Annotated in this window: 18 protein-coding genes; 12 read left to right on the top strand and 6 right to left on the bottom strand. The window is 42.8% G+C overall.

What is annotated here, in order from left to right; translation table 11 throughout:
- Nucleotides 1-45 precede the first annotated feature (45 nt).
- Genes DWZ47_RS27520 through DWZ47_RS27550 form a run of 7 tightly spaced genes read left to right on the top strand, consistent with a single transcriptional unit; the run spans nucleotide 46 to nucleotide 9,873 of the window.
- Nucleotides 46-936 (top strand): calycin-like domain-containing protein, encoded by an 891-nt coding sequence (locus DWZ47_RS27520; protein WP_004308058.1) that lies wholly within the window; start codon nucleotides 46-48, stop codon nucleotides 934-936.
- Between the two features lie 14 nt (nucleotides 937-950).
- Nucleotides 951-1,634 carry an HmuY family protein gene (locus DWZ47_RS27525; protein WP_004308059.1) on the top strand — a complete coding sequence of 228 codons (684 nt, stop codon included), beginning with the start codon at nucleotides 951-953 and terminating at the stop codon, nucleotides 1,632-1,634.
- Nucleotides 1,631-3,778 (top strand): TonB-dependent receptor, encoded by a 2,148-nt coding sequence (locus tag DWZ47_RS27530; RefSeq protein ID WP_117515361.1) that lies wholly within the window; start codon nucleotides 1,631-1,633, stop codon nucleotides 3,776-3,778. The genes DWZ47_RS27525 and DWZ47_RS27530 overlap by 4 nt, the downstream gene beginning before the upstream one ends.
- 38 nt (nucleotides 3,779-3,816) lie before the next feature.
- A complete protein-coding gene (locus DWZ47_RS27535) occupies nucleotides 3,817-8,211 on the top strand; it encodes a cobaltochelatase subunit CobN (protein WP_117515363.1) in 4,395 nt (1,464 codons plus the stop codon).
- A 6-nt stretch (nucleotides 8,212-8,217) separates the two neighbouring features.
- Complete coding sequence (locus DWZ47_RS27540; RefSeq protein WP_117515365.1) at nucleotides 8,218-8,931, top strand: hypothetical protein; 714 nt, start codon at nucleotides 8,218-8,220, stop codon at nucleotides 8,929-8,931.
- 8 nt (nucleotides 8,932-8,939) lie between these two features.
- On the top strand, nucleotides 8,940-9,548 hold the full coding sequence (locus DWZ47_RS27545; RefSeq protein ID WP_117515367.1) for a MotA/TolQ/ExbB proton channel family protein: 609 nt from the start codon (nucleotides 8,940-8,942) through the stop codon (nucleotides 9,546-9,548).
- Nucleotides 9,535-9,873 carry a DUF2149 domain-containing protein gene (locus DWZ47_RS27550; protein WP_004300151.1) on the top strand — a complete coding sequence of 113 codons (339 nt, stop codon included), beginning with the start codon at nucleotides 9,535-9,537 and terminating at the stop codon, nucleotides 9,871-9,873. The genes DWZ47_RS27545 and DWZ47_RS27550 overlap by 14 nt, the downstream gene beginning before the upstream one ends.
- Nucleotides 9,874-10,456: 583 nt before the next feature.
- Here the strand turns inward: DWZ47_RS27550 and DWZ47_RS27555 are convergent.
- Together DWZ47_RS27555 and DWZ47_RS27560 are read right to left on the bottom strand one after the other, a co-directional pair.
- A complete protein-coding gene (locus DWZ47_RS27555) occupies nucleotides 10,457-11,125 on the bottom strand; it encodes a bifunctional 4-hydroxy-2-oxoglutarate aldolase/2-dehydro-3-deoxy-phosphogluconate aldolase (RefSeq protein ID WP_004300153.1) in 669 nt (222 codons plus the stop codon).
- A 54-nt stretch (nucleotides 11,126-11,179) separates the two neighbouring features.
- Nucleotides 11,180-12,205, bottom strand: coding sequence for a sugar kinase (locus tag DWZ47_RS27560; RefSeq protein ID WP_117515369.1), 1,026 nt, complete (start codon nucleotides 12,203-12,205; stop codon nucleotides 11,180-11,182).
- 253 nt (nucleotides 12,206-12,458) lie between these two features.
- Between DWZ47_RS27560 and DWZ47_RS27565 the strand changes: the two genes are divergently transcribed.
- Nucleotides 12,459-13,523 (top strand): LacI family DNA-binding transcriptional regulator, encoded by a 1,065-nt coding sequence (locus DWZ47_RS27565; protein ID WP_004308063.1) that lies wholly within the window; start codon nucleotides 12,459-12,461, stop codon nucleotides 13,521-13,523.
- 30 nt (nucleotides 13,524-13,553) lie between these two features.
- Nucleotides 13,554-15,044 carry a UxaA family hydrolase gene (locus DWZ47_RS27570; RefSeq protein WP_004303833.1) on the top strand — a complete coding sequence of 497 codons (1,491 nt, stop codon included), beginning with the start codon at nucleotides 13,554-13,556 and terminating at the stop codon, nucleotides 15,042-15,044.
- 116 nt (nucleotides 15,045-15,160) lie between these two features.
- On the opposite strand, the gene DWZ47_RS27575 is transcribed toward DWZ47_RS27570, so the two are convergent.
- Genes DWZ47_RS27575 through DWZ47_RS27590 form a run of 4 tightly spaced genes read right to left on the bottom strand, consistent with a single transcriptional unit; the run spans nucleotide 15,161 to nucleotide 19,587 of the window.
- Nucleotides 15,161-16,765: an MFS transporter gene (locus DWZ47_RS27575; protein WP_008651776.1), complete on the bottom strand. Its 1,605-nt coding sequence runs from the start codon at nucleotides 16,763-16,765 to the stop codon at nucleotides 15,161-15,163.
- Entirely contained in the window at nucleotides 16,762-17,832 is a 1,071-nt protein-coding gene (locus DWZ47_RS27580) for an HlyD family secretion protein (protein WP_008651778.1), read from the bottom strand. The genes DWZ47_RS27575 and DWZ47_RS27580 overlap by 4 nt, the downstream gene beginning before the upstream one ends.
- A 14-nt stretch (nucleotides 17,833-17,846) precedes the next feature.
- Entirely contained in the window at nucleotides 17,847-19,166 is a 1,320-nt protein-coding gene (locus tag DWZ47_RS27585; RefSeq protein ID WP_004300159.1) for a TolC family protein, read from the bottom strand.
- On the bottom strand, nucleotides 19,147-19,587 hold the full coding sequence (locus DWZ47_RS27590; protein ID WP_004300160.1) for a MarR family winged helix-turn-helix transcriptional regulator: 441 nt from the start codon (nucleotides 19,585-19,587) through the stop codon (nucleotides 19,147-19,149). The genes DWZ47_RS27585 and DWZ47_RS27590 overlap by 20 nt, the downstream gene beginning before the upstream one ends.
- A gap of 253 nt (nucleotides 19,588-19,840) precedes the next feature.
- Here DWZ47_RS27590 and DWZ47_RS27595 point away from each other — a divergent pair, with 253 nt between their 5' ends.
- From DWZ47_RS27595 to creD, 3 genes are read left to right on the top strand one after another with little or no spacing between them, the layout of a single operon-like run.
- Entirely contained in the window at nucleotides 19,841-20,440 is a 600-nt protein-coding gene (locus DWZ47_RS27595; RefSeq protein ID WP_004303838.1) for a hypothetical protein, read from the top strand.
- Nucleotides 20,441-20,737, top strand: a complete 297-nt coding sequence (locus tag DWZ47_RS27600; protein WP_004300162.1) for a winged helix-turn-helix domain-containing protein — start codon at nucleotides 20,441-20,443, stop codon at nucleotides 20,735-20,737. It begins immediately after the preceding gene.
- Between the two features lie 26 nt (nucleotides 20,738-20,763).
- A complete protein-coding gene (gene creD, locus DWZ47_RS27605) occupies nucleotides 20,764-22,116 on the top strand; it encodes a cell envelope integrity protein CreD (protein WP_117515371.1) in 1,353 nt (450 codons plus the stop codon).
- Nucleotides 22,117-22,318: the final 202 nt, after the last annotated feature.

Raw genomic sequence — 22,318 nt, forward strand, 5'->3', positions numbered from 1 at the left:
TTTGCAGCTGGAAATTTAATTAATCATTATCTATCAAAATTAAGTATGAAAATCTTAAACTTTTGGATGGTTGCCCTTATGGCACTATCTCTTTCTTCTACTTTCGTTTCTTGTAGCGACAACGACGACGATGAACCTAACCTTGCCAAAGAAATAGCAGGAGCTTATAAAGGTTATTCAGTCGGCGCATGCAATATGTTCTCTGATTATTTGTTGGGTGATGAATCCACAGCAACAATCACTGCCAACGAAGATGGTACCATCAATTTGGTATATAAATCCGGATCTGGAGATTTCACTCTGAATAATTTAAAACTTTCTTCTAATAAGTCTTTCAGCGGTTCCGGTGAAGTTGCCATGTCTATGGGCGGCAGCACAGGCGGTAGCTACGACTACACATTAGAAGGTAGTGTAGATGGTTCTAAAGTGTTAAGTTTGAAAGCCAATGTTGATATTCCTGTACCTATGGGAAAAATGGAGATTGATTTCATACAAGGAGAAACTCCTGTTGGTTATTATATAAAAGACACTTATAAATACCAAACTAATTTGAGCCTTAAGGTACAAGGAGGAGAAGTTGGCTCTACTACAGATTGCCAAGTAAAGATTGAAAACCCAACAGGTAGTACCGTAAATGTTACAATCAGCGGGTTTAATAATGCAGGAGGTTCAATGAGTAACTTTGAAAAATTCACTGTTACCAGAGTCAATGTTACTAAAGCAAACAATGGTAGTTACTCGCTCAGTCTGGGTGCCTTTGAAGCAGATACCCAAAAAACTACAGGTGAAGCTCTTGCTATTAACGGCACAAGTCTGAACGGTACAATTAATGCAGACGGAACAGCCACTGTTAGTATCGTTTTCTCACCGGGAAGTATGCCAATGCCAATTACAGCAGAATTTACGGGAAGTAATACTCAAAGTAGCGCACAATAAACGATTAAATAGCAATGAAAAGAAGCAGGAACGCTATTTTCAAATATACTATAGTACTGGGAGCGGCAATGTCGCTCTCTGCTTGTAATGGAATATTTGAAAATATTTATGATGCCCCCATCGAAACGGAGATGGAAATCAAGGAAAATAGCTTTTCACAAGTCAAGACTGTTGAATATACAGAATGGGCCTACATTAACCTTTCGGAACGTACGGTTACTACCGTTAAAATCGGAGAGGAATATGAGAGTCAAATTCCTGACAAGTGGGATTTCGCTATTCATCGTTATGATATAAAAACCAACGAGGGTGCTGCCTACAAAACAACTTACACAAGTATCGACGAGTTTAAAGCAACAGGTAAACTGCCTAAAGCGGAAGATTTTGTAGAAGATGAATGGACAACCGATAAAATAGCCATTGACATGTCGGGCATGATGGACGGAAACATTATCTACACAGAGTCTTACCGTAATGCTGTTCTTTCCAGCTGGCTGGACGTTAATACCGCAACGATGCCTCCGGTATACACCATGTCAAACCAAGTTTTTTTGATACGTTTGAAAGACAATACATACGCAGCGATCCGTTTTACCAACTACATGAATGCCAGAGGTATAAAAGGATATATTGACTTCAATTTCCAGTATCCGCTTGAGTTCGAGGACAACAACAATGAAACCAATCAACAAGAATGAAACCTACATTTATAATATCATTATTGCTTTTTTCATTTATAGCAACTTGCACCACATTAGCACAACACTCAACTTATCACATCAGCGGACGTGTAACTGATACAGAAGGGGAACCTCTCCCCGGTGCAACGATTTCCATCAAAGGTAAAGGAACCGGAGCCGTCACATCCGTCGACGGCACATATACATTACAACTCCCCGGAACCGGTACATACCTCATCACCGCCTCGTATGTAGGCTATCAGCCACAAGAAAAAAGACTGACTGTAGGGAAAGAGAAAAGACTAAGTTTCCGCTTATCGGAAGATCAGTTTGACCTGGGAACAGTGGTTGTCACAGGTACACGTACTCCCAAATTACTGAAAGATGCTCCTATCATCACTCGTGTAATCACAGCAGACGATATTAAGAAGGTAGATGCAACCAACGTAGGACAATTATTACAATCGGAACTGCCGGGCATTGAATTTTCCTATTCAATGGATCAGCAGGTTTCTATCAATATGCAGGGATTCGGAGGAAACTCTGTACTCTTCCTGGTAGATGGCGAACGTCTGGCAGGGGAAACTTTAAACAACGTCGACTACAACCGATTGAACCTCGATAACGTGGAACGGGTAGAAATTGTAAAAGGGGCTGCCTCTACTCTCTATGGTTCCAGTGCAGTAGGTGGCGTAATCAACATCATCACCCGTGATTCCGAGGACCCATGGAATTTAAATGTAAACAGCCGCTTCGGTGAACATAACGACCAACGATATGGCGGAACTTTCAGTTTCAAAGCCGGTAAATTCAACAGCCAGACGAATGTGCAACATACAATGTCCGATTCTTACGACGTACCGGAAGGAGATGTGACAACCATCTTCGGAAACCGCACATGGAATGTGAAGGAACGTCTTGTTTACAGACCGATTGAACAGTTGAAACTGACTGCACGCGGAGGTTATTATTTCCGCGAACGGGATAAGACCGGAGACAGCAAAGACCGTTATCGTGATTTCAGCGGAGGTCTGAAAGCCAACTATGATTTCAACATCATGAGTAATCTGGAAGTTGCCTATACATTCGACCAATATGATAAAAGTGATTATCTGACCTCATACAAATACGATGTCCGCGATTACAGCAATGTGCAACATAGCGTACGCGCACTCTACAATTACACCTTCAACGATAAAAACATTCTGACCGTAGGAGGAGATTATATGCGTGACTATCTATTGTCTTATCAATTTACCAACAATGGAAGTTATACCATGCACTCGGCAGATGCATTCGGACAGTTCGACTGGAACCCGACCGAACATTTCAACGTAATCAGCGGGGTACGTTTCGACTATTTCTCACAATCTAACGTACGTCATATATCTCCGCACATCGGACTGATGTACAAAATAGCCAACTGCTCCCTCCGTGGCTCATACTCACAGGGATTCCGCTCTCCTACCCTCAAAGAAATGTATATGAACTTCGACATGGCAAATGCCATGATGATTTATGGTAATCCCGACCTGAAATCGGAGACGAGCCACAACTTCTCGCTCTCGGCGGAATATACCAAGAACCGTTACAATTTTACCGTTTCAGGATATTACAACCTTGTCAATGACCGGATCGACCTGACTTCATTCCGCGACACTGACGGAAGATGGGCACAGCTATATATCAATACAGAGAAAGTAGACATCGCCGGTGTGGATATCAACGCCTCCGCCAAATATCCTTGTGGTCTGGGAATACGTGTTTCTTACGGATACCTCCACGAGTTTATGCGCGACGGACAAATGAAATTCTCCAGTACCCGCCCACATTCAGCGACCGCACGTATCGAATACGGCAAATCATGGGATAATTATCAATTCAATCTTTCCCTGAACGGACGTGCGTTATCCAAAGTAGAAACCAATAAATATGTGGGCAATAATCCGGATGAAGGGACTACCGGAGTGACTTATCCGGGATATACGATGTGGAACCTGACGTTGACACAAGGGATCTGGAAAGGAGTCAGCCTGAATATGGCCGTCAACAACATATTTAATTATGTTCCGAGCTATTATGACGCAAACTCTCCTTATACCCGGGGAAGCAACTTCTCCATCGGACTTGCATTAGACGTAGACAGGTTCTTCAGAAAATAGAAAAGATAAAACTACATACAAAGCTAAAAATAAGAGAAATGAAAAAGAAAAGTAAAATCATCTTAGGTGTATGCATCGTTGCTGCAGCTCTGATAGGGATGTCCGTATGGAATACCTGGTTCAGTCCTACAAAGATTGCTTTCATCAACTTCCAGACCATACAGCAGGGAAGTATATCGAAAGCCAACGACAATTCATCCATCAAACTCAGTGAAGTATCGCTCGACAACCTCGACCGTCTGACCGGTTACGACATGGTATTCATCAACGGAATGGGTCTGCGTATCGTCGAGGAACAACGTCAACAGATACAACAGGCTGCCGACAAAGGTATTCCTGTATATACTTCCATGGCTACCAACCCGGCCAACAACATTTGTAATCTGGACAGCGTACAACAGAATCTGATACGAGGTTATCTGACTAATGGAGGAAAGACCAACTACCGGAATATGCTGAATTATATCCGTAAAGCTATTGACGGTAAAATCTCTTCCATACCGGAAGTGGAAGACCCGGCAGAAAGACCCAGCGACATGCTCTATCACGCCGGACTCACCAACCCGGATGATGAACTGGAGTTCCTCACCGTGGCAGATTATGAGAAATTCATGAAGGACAACCGTCTTTATAAAGAAGGAGCACGTAAAATCATGATAACCGGACAAATGGCTGATGCCACCGGACTTATTGAGGCTCTTGAAAAAGAAGGTTACAATGTTTATCCGGTTCAGTCAATGACGAAATTCATGTCATTTATTGACGAAGTGCAGCCAAACGCAATCATCAACATGGCACACGGACGCATGGGAGACAAAATGGTGGATTATCTGAAAGCTAAGAATATCCTCTTGTTTGCTCCGCTCACCATCAACAGCCTGGTAGACGAATGGGAGAAAGATCCGATGGGAATGGCAGGAGGATTTATGTCACAAAGTATCGTGACTCCAGAAATTGACGGTGCCATCCGTCCTTTCGCTCTCTTTGCACAATATGAGGATGAAGAAGGATTGCGCCATTCGTATGCAGTACCTGAACGCTTGAAGACTTTCGTATCCACAATCAATAATTATTTGAATCTGAATACTAAGCCGAACAGCGAGAAGAAGGTAGCTATCTACTATTATAAAGGTCCGGGGCAAAATGCATTGACCGCTGCCGGTATGGAGGTGGTTCCTTCCCTATACAATCTTCTGGTCCGCATGAAACAGGAAGGATACAACATATCCGGTCTGCCTGCAAATGCTGAAGAACTGGGTAAAATGATACAGGCTCAAGGCGCTGTGTTCAACTCTTACGCAGAGGGAGCCTTTAATGACTTTATGCAAAAAGGACATCCCGAACTTATCACCAAAGATCAATATGAAAGTTGGGTGAAAGAGTCACTCCGCCCTGAAAAATATCAGGAAGTGGTGGATGCTTTCGGCGAATTCCCCGGCAACTATATGGCGACTAACGACGGTAAATTGGGTATTGCCCGTCTGCAATTCGGGAATGTAGTCTTAATGCCACAAAATGCAGCCGGAAGTGGTGACAACTCCTTCCAAGTGATTCATGGCACTAATATGGCACCTCCTCATACCTATATTGCTTCCTATCTATGGATGCAACATGGTTTCAAGGCTGACGCACTGATCCATTTCGGTACACATGGAAGTCTTGAATTTACTCCCAGAAAACAAGTGGCATTGTGCAGCAACGACTGGCCGGATCGCCTGGTTGGAGCAGTTCCGCACTTCTATATCTACTCTATTGGTAATGTTGGTGAAGGAATGATGGCTAAACGCCGTTCGTATGCCACCATACAGTCGTACCTCACTCCTCCTTTCCTTGAAAGCAGTGTGCGTGGTATTTATCGGGAGCTGATGGAAAAAATCAAGATTTACAATAACTCTCACAAAGAGAATAAAGATCAGGAATCATTAGCTGTCAAAACGCTGACTGTGAAAATGGGAATTCACCGTGATTTAGGTTTGGACAGCATTGCCAACAAACCATATACGGAAGATGAAATCGCCCGTGTAGAAAACTTCGCAGAAGAACTGGCTACCGAGAAAATCACCGGACAACTCTACACAATGGGAGTTCCTTATGAAGCGGAACGGATCACTTCTTCCGTCTATGCAATGGCTACAGAACCTATCGCATACAGTCTGCTGGCTCTTGACAAGCAACGTGGTAAAGCGACAGATGCCGTTAGCAAGCACCGCAGCCTCTTTACACAACAGTACTTGACTCCTGCTCGCCATCTGGTAGAAAAGTTGCTCGCTAATCCTGCACTGGCCACAGATGAACTGATTTGTCGTACAGCCGGTATCACCGCACAGGAACTAGCCAAGGCTCGTCAAATAGAGGCAGACCGCAATGCTCCGAAAGGTATGATGGCAATGATGATGGCTGCATCGGCAAAGAGTGAACAATCCGACGAAAAGAAAGCAGGTAAAGGACATCCGGCATCTGTCTCCAAAGAGGGTTCTCCTCATGGTCAAATGCCCGAAAGCATGAAAGAGGCCATGAAGAAAATGGGCGCCAACATGGATCCTGAAAAAGCAATGGAAATGGCTAAGTCTATGGGAGCAAGTCCGGAAGCATTGAAGAAAATGGAAGCCGGAATGAAAGCTAATAAAGAAAAAGCTGCCGGATCTTCTGACAAACAGGGAAACAGTGGAAAGCAAGAAAAGCCTCAAGGTATGGCTGCCATGATGGCCGCTATGGGAAAAGCTCCGAAAGAATACAGTAAAGAAGAAATCGAACTGGCACTTGCCATCGCTGAAGTAGAGCGTACAATCAAGAATGTAGGCAACTACAAGAACGCACTTCTGAAAAGTCCCGAAGAAGAGTTAAGCAGTCTGATGAATGCATTGAAAGGTGGATACACCGCTCCTACTCCCGGAGGTGATCCGATTGCTAATCCGAATGCTTTACCAACCGGACGTAATATGTATGCTATCAATGCCGAAGCAACTCCTACAGAATCCGCTTGGGAAAAAGGTATCGCTTTAGCCAAACAAACGATTGATACTTACAAGCAACGTCACAATGATTCAATCCCACGTAAAGTGAGTTATACTCTCTGGTCTTCCGAATTTATAGAAACCGGTGGGGCTACTATTGCTCAAGTACTGTATATGCTGGGAGTAGAACCTGTTCGTGACGCATTCGGTCGTGTCAGTGATCTAAAACTGATTCCTTCAGCCGAACTGGGACGTCCACGTATCGACGTAGTAGTTCAGACTTCCGGACAACTCCGTGATATCGCCGCTTCCCGCCTCTTCCTGATTAACCGTGCAGTAGAAATGGCTGCGGCAGCGAAAGACGACAAGTTTGAAAATCAGGTAGCCGCCAGTGTGGTAGAAGCTGAAAGAGTGTTGACCGAAAAAGGTGTCAGTCCGAAAGATGCCCGCGAAATGGCTTCTTTCCGAGTATTCGGAGGTGCTAATGGCATGTATGGTACAGGAATTCAAGGAATGGTGGAATCCGGCGACCGCTGGGAAAGTGAATCGGAAATTGCAGATACTTACCTCAACAATATGGGAGCCTTCTACGGTGACGAAAAACACTGGGAAGTCTTTCAGAAATTTGCCTTTGAAGCAGCATTGAACAGTACTGATGTTGTCGTTCAGCCCCGCCAAAGTAACACTTGGGGAGCATTGAGCCTCGACCACGTATATGAATTCATGGGAGGTATGAATCTTGCCGTACGCAATATTACCGGTAAAGACCCGGACGCTTATCTTAGCGACTACCGGAACCGCAACAACATGAAAATGCAGGAACTTAAAGAAGCAGTCGGTGTAGAAAGCCGTACAACGATTCTGAATCCTACCTATATCAAAGAGAAAATGAAAGGCGGTGCTTCTGCAGCAAGCGAAGTTGCCCAGACTGTAACCAATACGTATGGCTGGAACGTGATGAAACCTGCCGCTATCGACAAGGAACTTTGGGATAATATATATGATGTATATGTCAAAGACGAATACAAACTGAATGTAAAAGACTTCTTTGAAAAACAGAATCCCGCAGCTTTACAGGAAGTGACTGCCGTTATGATGGAAACTGCCCGCAAAGGATATTGGAAAGCTTCTCCGGAACAACTCTCCAATATTGCCAAACTACATACAGACCTTGTCAGACAATTCGGTCCTTCGGGCAGCGGATTTACCGGAGACAATGCCAAATTACAGCAGTTCATCGCCTCTCAAGTAGATGCGCAAACCGCAGCCAACTACAACAAGGAACTGAAACAAATGAAACAAGCCACCCTGGACGGAGAAGCGACCAAAGGAGGCATGGTATTGAAGAAACAATCGAGCGATGCCGTACAAGGGGCACAGGAAGAGCAAAATTCTTTGAATGGAGGCCTTATCACAGGTATTGTTCTGGTAGCATTTGTTGTCATGTTGCTAATACTTAAAAAGAAACGGAAAAAGTAATGTAATATGGAGTTAATCATTCACATATTAATGCTGTTTATCGTGATTAACTGCAGTTTCAAACTCAGTTTCTGGAAACTTTGGCAAACCGTAATATACAGCCTGATAGCCGGTCTTTTTGTAGCCGGCACCTGGCAGTATGCTATTCTCCAGTCAAAGACACAGATTGCTGATTATCTGCAGAACACGGAAGCATTGCAAAACATGGCTATTATCATAACGCTTGAGTCAGCACTCTGCTTCGGCTATTGCGTGGCTTTCCTGCGCGGACTTTATGGTAAGAAGAATTTATGGTGGGCGGAATTACTTCGCTGGTATCCCAGCTTGTTGCTCTTCCCCGTATTATTCTACTATCTCACAGAAGCTATCTTCCGGTTACCTGGCGTAGACTTTTCAGTGACAGCCTGGTCACTTACAGGGATAGTGGTTATCGCCATCCCATTATTAAGCCGGCTGATGAAGTATCTTGTACCCGAAGACGATCTCCGGTTGGAAGTTCATTTCCTTGTCAGCTTATTCATCTGTATCCTCGGACTACTGACCACTGTCAATGGGAAAACGACCTATGCTGCCACCGAGGAGGCACTCAACTGGAAAGCGATTATCTTGTCCATCGGTCTGTTCGTTGTCCTGTTTCTCATTGGATTTGCCTGGAACAAGCTGAAATGGCCTTTATTACAACGTAAAGAATTAAAAAAAAGAAGTAAAATCAATCAATAAAATATTATATGGAACTCATCTCTAAACTTTTATTCTGGGTAGCGAACAGTTTACTTATACCCGATATCATTATTTTGCTGTGCCTGTTCGTTCGTTCACTTATTTTGATCGGAGGCACCTACAACATGTACATGACCAAACGTAAAAATGACAAAGCACTGGACCAACTCATTAAAGATGCACGGATAGACGATCTGAAAGCAACTTTACCCGACAAAGACAATTCACTATATATGGGTTATCTCCGCGATCTGCTCTACCATCCGGCCAGTGCAGATTACTCTGGCTTCCTGATAACAAAATTCGAGAATGAAGCAGAGAAAGATGTGTCTCTTTCTAAAATGCTGGCTAAAATAGGTCCGGTTCTCGGATTGATAGGAACATTGATTTCCATGAGTCCGGCACTTGTGGGACTTTCTACAGGAGATATCTCCGGAATGGCATATAATATGCAGGTAGTATTTGCAACGACTGTTGTAGGTTTGGTTATTAGTGCTGTGGGACTGATATCCATGCAGTTCAAACAACGTTGGTATGCCAAAGATGTCAACAACCTCGATTATGTATCAAGAGTATTAAACGAAACAACCGGAGAGTCCAATAATGAAAAGAAATAGAAGAGTCAGCAAATTCCTCAAAGAAGAGGATACCGACCCGCTAAGTGTAGTAGTAAACTTGTTCGACGTAGCGATGGTATTTGCCGTGGCATTGATGGTAGCAATGGTGATGCACATGAATATGACGGAAGTTTTCGGACAGGAAGATTTCACCATCGTGAAGAATCCTGGTAAAGAAAATATGGAAATCATCTCCAAGGAAGGAAAGAAAATCAACACTTACAAGCCTTCCGGTCAGAAAGAGGAGGATTCAGGGAAAAGAGGAAGAAAAGTAGGGATAGCCTACGAACTGGATAACGGTGAGATTATTTATGTTCCGGAATAACCATTAAAAGTATATTTCCTACCAATAATCAATAGTATCGGGCAGGACAATCCTATTCAGGCATTGTCTGCCCTTTATTTCTTTCATTTTACATTGATAACTATCAGAACAAAACATGGTTTCTTCTTTATCAAAACCCGACAAAAGACACACACATTATCGCAGAAATCTACTAATCATCTGCCTGTTATTAGGTATCGTCCTCTTTACTTTCTGCTTTTTGCTTTGCCAGCACGACAGTCAGGATATGGACTGCGATTGCTTAAGATGCCTGTTAAGTGCTCCTCCCCAGGAGGGAGAGTATCTCTACAACCGTTATCTGCTCCTCATCAGTGTTCTCTGCTTCTTGTTAATATTCCTGCCCATTTATATATTCGAACATCGACAACATATAAAAAGGAAATAAAAAAACAAGCCACCGAAATGAGTCACTCATTCCGATGGCCTATCCCCTTTAAACACCTTTAAACAAAATGAAAATATGCCTCATATACTAACTAAACTAACTAACCCTCGAGGCATATTTTAAAAGAGACTGTCGCATCAACCTCTTTTTATTATAGATAGCTTTCGCTCTCTAATCTTATTTACGAGCTTCAGCAATATAGCCGAGAGCTTCTTCACATTTTGCAGTTACATAAGCCCAGTCTTCTGCTGCTACCTTATCTTTCGGGAACAGTTTAGAGCCCATACCTACGCAGAATACACCGGCTTTAATCCATGCAGTCAGGTTTTCTTTAGTAGGTTCTACTCCACCTGTTACCATCAGCTTAGACCATGGCATCGGAGCCATCAAACCTTTCACGAAGTTAGTTCCGTAAACATCACCCGGGAATACTTTGCAAAGATCGCAACCTACTTCCTGCGCAAAACCAACTTCTGACACAGAACCACATCCCGGAGTATAAGCTACCGAGCGACGGTTACATACCTTAGCAATTTCAGGGTTGAACAACGGACCTACCACGAAGTTAGCACCCAGTTGCAGGTACATAGCAGCAGTAGCCGGATCAACGATAGAACCGATACCGATTGCCATTTCAGGGCATTCTTTTGCTGCGAATTTAACGATTTCAGCAAATACTTCCTGTGCAAAGTCACCACGGTTTGTGAATTCGAAAGCACGAACACCACCGTCATAACAAGCCTTTACTACTTTCTTTGCAACTTCTGCATCTTTGTGATAGAATACAGGAACCATTCCTGTAGAGCCGATCTTATTCAATACGGCTATTTTATCGAATTTTGCCATCTTATTATTTACTATTTAAATGAATTGATTTTCTTTACTTTTCAACTCTCCAAATTATCTCTGTACGCGACCGCTTGCGTCACCACCAGCCAATGCTTCTACTTCTTCTACAGAAACAAGGTTGAAGTCACCATTGATAGTATGTTTCAATGCAGATGCAGCAACAGCGAATTCAAGAGCAGCACCCTGATTAGGTTTAGTCATCAAACCATGGATAATACCGCCGGAGAAAGAGTCACCACCACCTACACGGTCGATAATCGGATCGATATCATAACGCTTTGAAGTATAGAATTCTTCTCCGTTGTAGATCATCGCTTTCCAACCGTTGTGAGTAGCAGAGAAAGATTCGCGCAAAGTAGAAACTACATATTTGAATCCGAATTCTTTCATCATCTGCTGGAAGATACCTTTGTAACCTTCAGCATCTGTGTGACCAGCCTCAACGTCAGCATCCGGCTTGAAGCCCAAACAAAGTTCTGCATCTTCTTCGTTACCGATACATACGTCTACAAACTGCATCAACGGTTTCATGATAGACTGTGCTTTTTCTTTAGTCCACAGTTTCTTACGGAAGTTCAAGTCAACAGAAACAGTTACACCGTGACGTTTTGCAGCTTCACAAGCCAGACGAGTCAACTCGGCAGCCTTGTCAGAGATAGCCGGAGTGATACCAGACCAGTGGAACCAGTCAGCACCTTCCATGATTACATCAAAATCGAAATCAGCAGCGTCAGCTTCAGCAATAGCAGAGTGAGCACGGTCATAAATAACCTTGCTAGGACGCATAGAAGCACCAGTTTCCAAGTAGTAGATACCTACACGGTCGCCACCACGAGCAATAAAGTCTGTCTTAACACCATATTTACGCAATGCGTTAACAGCAGACTGTCCAATTTCATGTTTCGGCAATTTAGTTACGAAATAGGCCTCATGTCCGTAGTTGGCACAGCTTACTGCAACGTTAGCTTCTCCACCACCATATACTACATCAAAAGAATCAGATTGAACAAAACGAGTATTACCCGGAGTTGATAATCTAAGCATGATTTCGCCTAATGTAACGACTTTCTTTCCCATAATCTTATGTTTCAATTTCTAAGTTATTAATATTATGAACTTTCAATTTATCATTCCAGCCCCATTTCAAGGGTTAACACATTGATTATATGAACATTAATATATAACACAACTAATATCACATACCTTTCGTGTGCGGGCACAAAGATACAACAATTTTCGTAATTACAAAAATTGTTATATATTTGTATCGAAAATATTAAGATTATTATTGTGTGCGAGCACAAAAACCTATATAAATAAAGGTTATCGTATGAATAAATTGCCCGAAAGGATCAGAATCAAAGACATCGCCCGTCTAGCAGATGTATCAGTGGGAACGGTAGACCGCGTTATTCACGGACGTAGCGGAGTGTCGGAGGCCAGTAAGAAACGCGTAGAAGAAATTCTGAAGCAGCTTGACTACCAGCCCAATATGTACGCCAGCGCTCTGGCTTCCAACAAGAAGTATACGTTTATCTGCCTTTTGCCGGAGCATCTGGAAGGCGAATACTGGACGGCTGTAGAAATCGGTATTCATGAAGCTATCGCGACCTATTCGGATTTCAATACTTCGGTGAAAATCAACTATTACGATCCATACGATTATCATTCATTCGTCAACGCCAGCGAAGCCATCCTGGCCCTGCAGCCGGACGGAGTGATGGTAGCTCCTACCGCTCCGCAATATACGAAAGGATTCACCGATCAGTTGCAGGCACTGGATATACCTTATATATATATAGACTCCAATATTAAAGAGGTTCCTCCCCTCGCCTTCTTTGGTCAGAACTCACGTCAAAGCGGATATTTCGCTGCTCGAATGATGATGTTACTGGCACGGGAGGAAAAGGAAATTGTGATTTTCCGCAAAATACATGAAGGAATTGTAGGATCTAATCAGCAGGAGAACAGAGAAATCGGTTTTAGGCAGTACATGAAAGAACATCATCCGTCTTGTACTATACTGGAACTTGACTTGCATGCCGAACGCAACGACGAAGATAACGAGATGCTGGACGAATTCTTCCGCACTTATCCGATGGTTAAGAACGGAATCACTTTCAACTCTAAAGCCTACATCGTTGGCGAGTACCTGCAAAGCCGTGGAAAGAAAGACTTCAATCTGATAGGCTATGACCTTCTGGAACGGAATGTCACCTGCCTGAAAGAAGGAAGTATCTCCTTCCTCATCGCCCAGCAGCCGGAACTGCAAGGAGCCAATGGCATCAAAGCTCTATGCGATCATCTTATTTTCAAGAAAGAAGTGACTCGTATCAACTATATGCCCATTGATCTGTTAACAGTAGAGACAATAGACTATTACCATAGCAAATAACAACAAAGTACAACTTTACAAGTACATTACATGGAAACAAAGTATTTAAGAATTAATCCTGCCGACAACGTCGCCGTTGCCATTGTTAACCTCCCGGCAGGAGAGCATCTTTCTGTAGATGGCATTGAGATTACATTGAATGAAGACATTCCTGCGGGACATAAATTCGCATTGAAGAACTTTGCTGAAGGCGAAAATGTAATCAAGTACGGTTACCCTATCGGACATGCACGGATGGCAAAGAAACAGGGTGACTGGATGAACGAAACGAACATCAAAACCAACCTCGCCGGATTGTTGGACTATACTTACAACCCGATTCAGGTTTCTTTGGATATTCCTCATAAAGATCTTACATTCAAAGGTTATCGTCGCAAAAACGGTGATGTAGGGGTAAGAAACGAAATATGGATTATCCCGACGGTAGGTTGCGTAAACGGTATCATCGGTCAACTGGCCGAAGGACTTCGTCGCGAAACTGAAGGTAAGGGAGTGGATGCCATTGTCGCTTTCCCACACAACTACGGTTGCTCACAACTTGGTGACGACCACGAAAATACGAAAAAGATTCTTCGTGACATGGTGCTTCATCCCAATGCAGGTGCTGTATTGGTAGTAGGCTTAGGATGTGAGAATAACCAGCCGGATGTATTCCGTGAGTTCCTGGGCGAGTTTGATGAAGACCGTGTGAAGTTCATGGTTACTCAAAAGGTAGGTGACGAATACGAAGAAGGAATGGAAATCCTCCGCGATTTGTATGCAAAGGCCTCTAAAGATGAACGTACCGATGTTCCTTTGTCCGAACTGCGTGTAGGATTGAAATGCGGTGGTTCCGATGGTTTCTCCGGCATTACGGCAAACCCGCTATTGGGTATGTTCTCCGATTTCCTGATTGCACAGGGAGGTACAAGCGTATTGACTGAAGTTCCGGAAATGTTCGGCGCAGAAACGATCCTGATGAACCGTTGTAAAAACGAAGAGCTGTTTGAACAGACTGTCCATCTGATTAATGACTTCAAAGAATACTTCCTGTCACATGGAGAGCCTGTAGGTGAAAATCCTTCTCCGGGCAACAAAGCCGGTGGTATCTCTACTCTGGAAGAAAAAGCACTGGGATGTACCCAGAAATGTGGAAAGAGTTATGTATCCGGCGTAATGCCTTACGGCGAACGTTTACAGAAAAAAGGACTCAACCTGCTTTCTGCTCCGGGCAATGACCTGGTTGCAGCCACTACTCTTGCAGCAAGTGGATGTCACATGGTACTTTTCACCACCGGACGCGGTACTCCTTTCGGCACTTTTGTTCCGACCATGAAGATTTCCACCAATTCAACCCTGGCTAAAAACAAACCGGGATGGATTGACTTCAACGCCGGTGTGATCGTAGAAAACGAACCGATGGAAAAGACTTGTGAACGCTTCATTGATTATATCATCAAAGTGGCAAGCGGTGAATTCGTAAACAACGAAAAGAAAGGCTATCGCGAAATTGCTATCTTTAAAACAGGGGTAACCTTGTAAACAGGTCGCTATCTGATACAACAAATATATCGAAGATAAAAGATACATTGTTAAAACAATAGAGTTGCTATCCCGTTCAACTTATCATTGAGTGAAGGATAGCAACTCTTTTTTTGTTATACCATATCATCGCCTGTTTTCTTAAACGTAACGCGGATTGTTTTATGGAAAGGAATAAAACGAGAAATCACAGCTATGACAACAGATATAACCAACAAATAACCCAGAATCTCTTTCAGTGCCAGCAACAGGCTTTGTTGTTGTAACGTATTATATAAGGAGTTGGTTGCCAACTGCGCAGCCTCATCATACGGATATCCCTGTGTCATCGCATTGTTCAGCGACTGGCTATAGCGTGCTGACGACAATGGATCAGTAGCAGTTATAGTCTCCGACAAAGAATACATATATTTTTGTTGCAGTCGATACAGTACATTACTATAAAAAGAAGTCGCCATGATAGGTGCCAGCACGGAACGGAAAATAATCAGGAAGAAAGCATTCGACAATAAGTATTTCGGATTCAAGTCTTCCACGGCAAACAGGGCAAAAGCAATAATCAAAGTCAACATACCCAAACCACGAAAGAAGATAGGCAGGTAGAGCATCTCATACGTACTATCCGGAGAAATGCCAAAATACAAAATGGCAAAGAAAATCACAAAGCAACTCATTCCTCCCGCTATCAGAAAACGGAAACGCCACCGTTGCCAGCGAAACCACCAAAAACAAATAAAGGCGCCGACTACATATCCCGGAAGCAAATAAATATAAAGAGAATAGGTATGCGTAGTATCTACTTTCAGAATAACAGTCAGATAGTTAGTCAGCAAAGTGGTTGATGTACTGAAAAACATCACAAGCATCATATAAAAATAGCCCACAATTGCTTTGGGTTGGAACAAAGGAGCCAGACTTACATAAGGATTCTCCAAACGGCTCTGATACCAGATGAACAGCGCAATCAGCATAGGTGCTATTACAATATAAATACATATCTTACCGGAAGCCATCCAATCGAGCACTTTGCCATAATTGATAACGTACATCAACATCAGCAACCCGGCCGAAATAACAAACATCTCACGGATATGCAGATCAGACCATGCGACAGCTTTTATGGGACGATTATGCCGGAAACAGATGATAACAAACAGAATGGAAATCAAGATCAATACCATCATAAAGTAGTACATATACTTCCAGTTATAATGATACGCCAGTAAAGCCGTTACCAGCATCGAAGCTTGTCCCCCACCGTAAACCAACGGATAAAAATAAGAATAGAACTCACTACGCACATTCTTCGGACTGAAAATCTTCTGGGCATAACGAATAAACCACAACATAAGAAACCCTTTCAAGAAACCGACAGCAAAACTACAGACAATCAAAATATCTGCGTTTTGCGTACGTGCACAAACCCAACTCAAGAAGAATTGCAGTACTAAATCAATCAATAACAGAGATTTCACGGAAAAGGCTGCTAACACCTTAGGAATAATCGGGTATGCGATAGCCATACCTGCCGAAGCAGCGTAATACCCCATCGTAATATCTTCCGAATTAGTACCCAGCGTGTTCGACACTTCCAGCATACTGCCTGTATACGAGCCATTGAGCATAGTGACCGGAAGAATCACGATGAAAATGCTGATAAGTCCAAGCCAATCGGGCACCCATTGACGAACAGGTGCCTCCAATTCCTTCATGGTAATCATTTGCGTAAAGCTTCTGTTTCCACCATCATCCCGGCTCTCAACTGTGCCATTTCTTCCGGAGAAACATCTTCCAAGTCGATACGCACAGGGATTCGCTGCTGCACCTTTACAAAATTGCCGGCAGAATTATCTGTAGGAACCAAGGAATATTTAGACCCGGTTGCCTCGGAAATTGCAGTGACTTCCCCGTGAAAAATCTTTCCGGGCACTGCGTCTACTTTAATACGCACCTGCTGGCCAATATAGATATTAGCAATCTGCGTTTCTTTATAATTAGCGGTAATCCACTTGTCCTTGTTACGCACCAAATAAGAAATAGTCTGTCCGGTCTGCACATATTGACCGGGTTCAAGCGTACGCCTACCCATATATCCATCATAAGGAGCAGTGAGAACCGTATAAGACAGATTCAGCTTAGCCAAATCCAGGTCTGCTTCTTTACGCAAAATGGCAGCCTCCGTACCGGTTGTTTTCTTACTTGTCTCCGCATATTGTGATAATGCCGCCTGTTTCTGTGCAACTAATGCCTGATAACGTGCCTTTGCTGCCTCATAAGCAGCTTTCGCTTGCTCATACTGCTGTTCCGGAACAGATTCTTCTTTCAACAAACGTTCAAAACGATGATAATCCTGTTCCAATTGCCAGAGTTTCGCTTTCGCTTCAGCGATGTTGGCATCCTGTACGGCAATATTCGTATGGGAAGTTTCAATACCCGAATGAAGAACATCCTGCGAGCCATGTGCATCCAACAATGCAGCTTCCGCTTCCTTTACCTTAATCTGATATTCACGATTGTCAAGCACCAGCAGAGTATCTCCCTGATGGACATATTGATGTTCCTTAAAACGAACCTCCTTGATATAACCCGAAGCCCGGACATTCAAAGGAGCTACATATTGATCTACAAAAGCATCATTAGTCACTTCGTAATTCACATAACGCCAGAAGTAATTAGCAGTCCACCAAAGTCCGGAGACAGCCAAACAGACACATACTAAATTTAAAACGATATTACGAACTCTTACTTTTTTCAGTTTCTTCTGTTTTTCTTTCCATTCAATTGCCATATCTGTTCTGTTTATTAAAGACGTCCACAAGCCTTCTGAAGTTGATAATAAGTATAAATCACACGAGTGCGTGCAGTGACCAACTGCAATTCCACATTCAAACGGACGGAATTCGCATCAAGTAAATCAGTCAGGATAGCCAGTTGATTCAGATAACGATTCTGCATAATACGGTAATTTTCTTCCGCTTGCCGGACAGACAGTTTTAGAGCCTCTACCCTCTGCAACGCTTCCCTGTGGCGTAAAAATGCCGAACGTACATCCATGCGGATTCCCTGCATTTTCTGTTCTTCTTCATTCTTCCGCAAAGACACCATCAGTTTGCTCTCTTTTACTTTATGATTGTTCTTGTACAGTGAAGATAAAGGATAGGAAACCGATACTCCCACATTCCAGTTATTGTTATACATATCCGCCAATGTACGTGAAACGGGACGTGCCAATGTATTCGATGCATATAGCGACACACTGGGAAGAGATAAGGATTGGGCAGAACGGATTTCATTCCTTGCCAATTCTGTCTGTGCGCGAAGCAGCCTCATCGCCGGATCATTTTCATACGCCTGAACAATATAGTCATCATAGGACTGCAAAGCAACTGCCTGATAGAGAATGGTTGTATCCGGTTGTAATAACAAGTTCTCATCCTGCCCCAACAAGATATTGAGTTGCTGCGATACAAGCGCAATGCTATTTTCCGCTTCCTCCAAAGACAGTCGGTCATTAGTCAGCTGCATTTCGCTCCGCAATACATCATTATTGGTAATCAGCCCCTCTTTTTTCATTCGCCGGATATCGCGTAACCGGAGTTCCGACTCTTCAATATTCCGTGTCAGTATCTCATGCTGCTTAAACAGACTAAACAAGTTCATATACTGATTGAGTAACCGTAACTTTATTTCCGCCTCATCGGTCAACGTTTGTAGTTCGGCAACTTGTTTTTCTATATCCGCTTTATGAATAGCACTTCGGATTTTACCACCCTGATAGAGAGGCTGTGCCAGATCAATCGCATAATTTTGTGACCAGTCCGGTGCTTCCGGATATGAAGGATCGGATAATCCCCGTTCCCAAACAACAGGCTGCCCTACAAATCCCCCTTTCAGTCCGATCTGCAGTTCCGGTAACTGTGCAGACCGTGCGGTCCGTATCCGCTCCTGCGCCATAGATTCTTTCATTACATCCGCCTGAAGTTGCAGACTATGCTGTACCCCCCGTTCAAAAAGCTGATCGATAGTGAGAAACAAAGAATCTGTTTGTGCATTTATGGATTGAGCAGCCAAAAACAGGCTAGATAAAACCGCCCCATACTTCTTATACATTTTCAAGTACATCGCATACACTCTTTAATTCAGACAACATAGTTTCAATGCTCTCTATACCAACAATTTTTTCTGCATATACATAAACCTGATCGAGAATCGGACGAATCTGTTCTTTAAATTCTTCCCCTTCGGGAGTCAGGAACACCAGTTTATTACGACGGTCGGCAAGATCTTCTTTCCGATGAACATACCCTTTCTTTTCCAGATTATTCATCAAATTGGTGAGACATGCCTTATCTTTTGCAATGCGTTCCGCCAATATCTGCTGACTAATTCCCTGCTCATGCCATAAACTACTTAATACCTGAAGCATCTCAAACGTAATACCCGCATTATTTTTTCTCAATGTCCGTTGCATAGACCGGCGGAAAGCCATACGGGTACGAACAATCTGCAACATGAGTTCTCTAAACTCTGCTCCTTCTCTCATTTTCTATACTCTTTTTACCTGTTTCGTTTCGGCGGCAAAGTTAGGTATTTCCTCCGAATTAGTCAAACGTTTGACTAATTTCATTTTCAAACCCTCTTTATATAATTTCTGACTATTCGTTCATTCACCCATTAAACAACTGTATATTAACGCCTTATCATACCATTCAAATATTTATCATTAAAATATTCAGGCAAAAAGTTTGTTCATCTGAAATCTTTTATTTTACTTTGTATCACAAAGTACTTTTTATATGGATAAAGATAAAGCATTAGAATCGGTAAATGAGATAAAAGAGTTGATGGAAAAGTCGTCCAAGTTTATCTCTCTAAGTGGTCTCGCTGCAATCATGGCGGGCATTTACGCATTAGCTGGCGCATACATCGCTACACAAGTTATTACCCCGGGCACACATTTAATTGTTGCTCTCGAACTAATGGCTATTATAGCTTCGCTCGTATTGGTAGCAGCTGCGGTCACCGCCTGCATCCTGTCCTATTATAAATCCAAGAAGACAGGACAGAAATTTTTCAGCCGCCTCACCTACCGGGCATTGTGGAACTTTTCTCTTCCGATGCTGACCGGAGGTGTTTTATGCATCTCCATCATGATGCATGAGTATTATGACATCCTGGCTTCCGTCATGCTTTTATTTTACGGACTGGCACTGGTCAACGTATCCAAGTTCACTTACTCCAGTATCGTATGGTTAGGATATGCTTTCATTTGCCTGGGAGTCGTAGATTGTTTTTGGGAAGGTCATTCACTGCTGTTCTGGACCATCGGTTTCGGCGGTTTCCATATTCTTTATGGCATATTGTTCTATTTACACTACGAAAGAAAGAGATCATAAATGATAGAAGCATTCCAATATATTAATAAAGCATTCGAAAGCAAGGTCCGGCTCGGTATCATGGCTATTCTGATGGTAAATGAGGAAGCCGACTTCAATTTTCTGAAAGAGCAGCTCTCTCTGACAGACGGCAATCTTGCCAGCCATACCCGTTCCCTGGAAGAACTGGGATATATCGTATGTAACAAAAGTTTTGTCGGACGAAAGCCACGAACTGTTTTTCAAGCAACCCCGCAAGGCAGAGAAGCTTTCAAATCTCATATTGAAGCTTTAGAGAAATTTCTAAAATCAAAATAAATAATTCATCAAAACACTACTGGCTTATGGACGCTTTCAATGAAAATTCAAATGAGCAACAGGCGCAGCAACCTATGGGATGTCTCCACCGTTTCTCCAAAACAATCAAGGTTGTCATCATCGGATTATTAATCCTTCTCTTGATGATACCCATGTTCATGATTGAGAATCTTATTTCCGAACGGGGACGAACCCAGGAAGAAGCTATCGACGAGGTAAGTGAAAAATGGAGTCTTGCACAGACCATCACTGGCCCTTACCTGAATCTCCAGTATCCGGTTGTCACTGAAAACAACGGCGAGAAGAAAGTTTCCATCAAAGACCTGATACTTTTTCCTGACGAGCTTATGGTCAACGGGCAACTGAAGACTGAAATCCTGAAAAGAAGTATCTATGAGGTCAATGTATATCAATCGGAACTGACATTGAAAGGGTCATTCAGTTCGGAAGAATTGAAAAAGAGCAGAATAGATATGGAACAGCTGCAGTTTGACAGGGCAGCTATTTGCCTGAATCTGACCGATATGCGTGGCATCAGCGAACAAATCAGCATCACTTTGGGAGATTCAGTTTACATCTTCGAGCCGGGTATGGACAACAGAGGCATAGATAATACCGGAGTTCATGCGATCGCTAATTTGTCGGAATTGAAGCAGAATAAAAAACTCCCTTATGAAATAAAAATCAAACTGAAAGGTTCACAGTCACTCAACTTTATTCCGTTGGGTAAAACAACCCGTGTAGATCTGAAAGCCAACTGGAATACACCGAGCTTTACCGGAAACTATCTGCCTAACAACCGGAATATTACGGAGAAGGAATTTTCCGCGCAATGGCAGGTTTTAAACTTGAATCGGAATTATTCGCAGGTGATGGCTGACTACAACACCTTGAACATCAAAGATATTGAAAACTCCAGTTTCGGTGTGAATTTCAAAATTCCGGTGGAACAGTACCAGCAGTCCATGCGCTCCGCAAAGTATGCCATTCTGATTATCCTACTGACTTTCGGAGTGATCTTCTTCACTGAAATCATGAACAAGACCCGTATTCATGCCTTGCAGTATTTATTGGTAGGACTAGCTCTCTGCCTATTCTACAGCCTGCTCCTCTCTTTCTCAGAGCACGTCGGTTTCAACCCGGCCTATTTGTTATCTTCTGCACTGACTATTATACTGGTAGGCGGCTATATGTTCGGAATTACCAAGAAAAAGAAACCATCATTAATCATGTCCGGCCTATTGGCTATACTCTATATTTATATCTTTGTTCTTATCCAGCTGGAGACTTTCGCATTATTGGCAGGCAGCTTAGGACTGTTTATCATTCTGGCAATAGTGATGTATTTTTCAAAGAAAATAGACTGGTTTAATGAATAATCGGCTTTTCTATTGAAACGCTTGACAAATGGCTTTTTATTTTGTATCTTTGAGAAAACAAAAGCAATAAGAGAAATGAAAAATCTAGGAAAAATTGAGACATAAAGGACCTTTAAACTGATACATTTTAGTATTAATACAGATATATCATGAGGTTGTGTCAAAACGTTGGCACAACCTCTTTTATATTTTACAGTTCTGC

Source organism: Bacteroides sp. AF32-8BH (assembly GCF_003435205.1).
Taxonomy (GTDB): Bacteria; Bacteroidota; Bacteroidia; order Bacteroidales; family Bacteroidaceae; genus Bacteroides; species Bacteroides ovatus.

Coding starts and splice junctions, on each gene's coding strand:
- DWZ47_RS27520 (WP_004308058.1), top strand. CDS start 46: ATGAAAATCTTAAACTTTTGGATGGTTGCCCTTATGGCACTATCTCTT.
- DWZ47_RS27525 (WP_004308059.1), top strand. CDS start 951: ATGAAAAGAAGCAGGAACGCTATTTTCAAATATACTATAGTACTGGGA.
- DWZ47_RS27530 (WP_117515361.1), top strand. CDS start 1,631: ATGAAACCTACATTTATAATATCATTATTGCTTTTTTCATTTATAGCA.
- DWZ47_RS27535 (WP_117515363.1), top strand. CDS start 3,817: ATGAAAAAGAAAAGTAAAATCATCTTAGGTGTATGCATCGTTGCTGCA.
- DWZ47_RS27540 (WP_117515365.1), top strand. CDS start 8,218: ATGGAGTTAATCATTCACATATTAATGCTGTTTATCGTGATTAACTGC.
- DWZ47_RS27545 (WP_117515367.1), top strand. CDS start 8,940: ATGGAACTCATCTCTAAACTTTTATTCTGGGTAGCGAACAGTTTACTT.
- DWZ47_RS27550 (WP_004300151.1), top strand. CDS start 9,535: ATGAAAAGAAATAGAAGAGTCAGCAAATTCCTCAAAGAAGAGGATACC.
- DWZ47_RS27555 (WP_004300153.1), bottom strand. CDS start 11,125: ATGGCAAAATTCGATAAAATAGCCGTATTGAATAAGATCGGCTCTACA.
- DWZ47_RS27560 (WP_117515369.1), bottom strand. CDS start 12,205: ATGGGAAAGAAAGTCGTTACATTAGGCGAAATCATGCTTAGATTATCA.
- DWZ47_RS27565 (WP_004308063.1), top strand. CDS start 12,459: ATGAATAAATTGCCCGAAAGGATCAGAATCAAAGACATCGCCCGTCTA.
- DWZ47_RS27570 (WP_004303833.1), top strand. CDS start 13,554: ATGGAAACAAAGTATTTAAGAATTAATCCTGCCGACAACGTCGCCGTT.
- DWZ47_RS27575 (WP_008651776.1), bottom strand. CDS start 16,765: ATGATTACCATGAAGGAATTGGAGGCACCTGTTCGTCAATGGGTGCCC.
- DWZ47_RS27580 (WP_008651778.1), bottom strand. CDS start 17,832: ATGGCAATTGAATGGAAAGAAAAACAGAAGAAACTGAAAAAAGTAAGA.
- DWZ47_RS27585 (WP_004300159.1), bottom strand. CDS start 19,166: ATGTACTTGAAAATGTATAAGAAGTATGGGGCGGTTTTATCTAGCCTG.
- DWZ47_RS27590 (WP_004300160.1), bottom strand. CDS start 19,587: ATGAGAGAAGGAGCAGAGTTTAGAGAACTCATGTTGCAGATTGTTCGT.
- DWZ47_RS27595 (WP_004303838.1), top strand. CDS start 19,841: ATGGATAAAGATAAAGCATTAGAATCGGTAAATGAGATAAAAGAGTTG.
- DWZ47_RS27600 (WP_004300162.1), top strand. CDS start 20,441: ATGATAGAAGCATTCCAATATATTAATAAAGCATTCGAAAGCAAGGTC.
- creD (WP_117515371.1), top strand. CDS start 20,764: ATGGACGCTTTCAATGAAAATTCAAATGAGCAACAGGCGCAGCAACCT.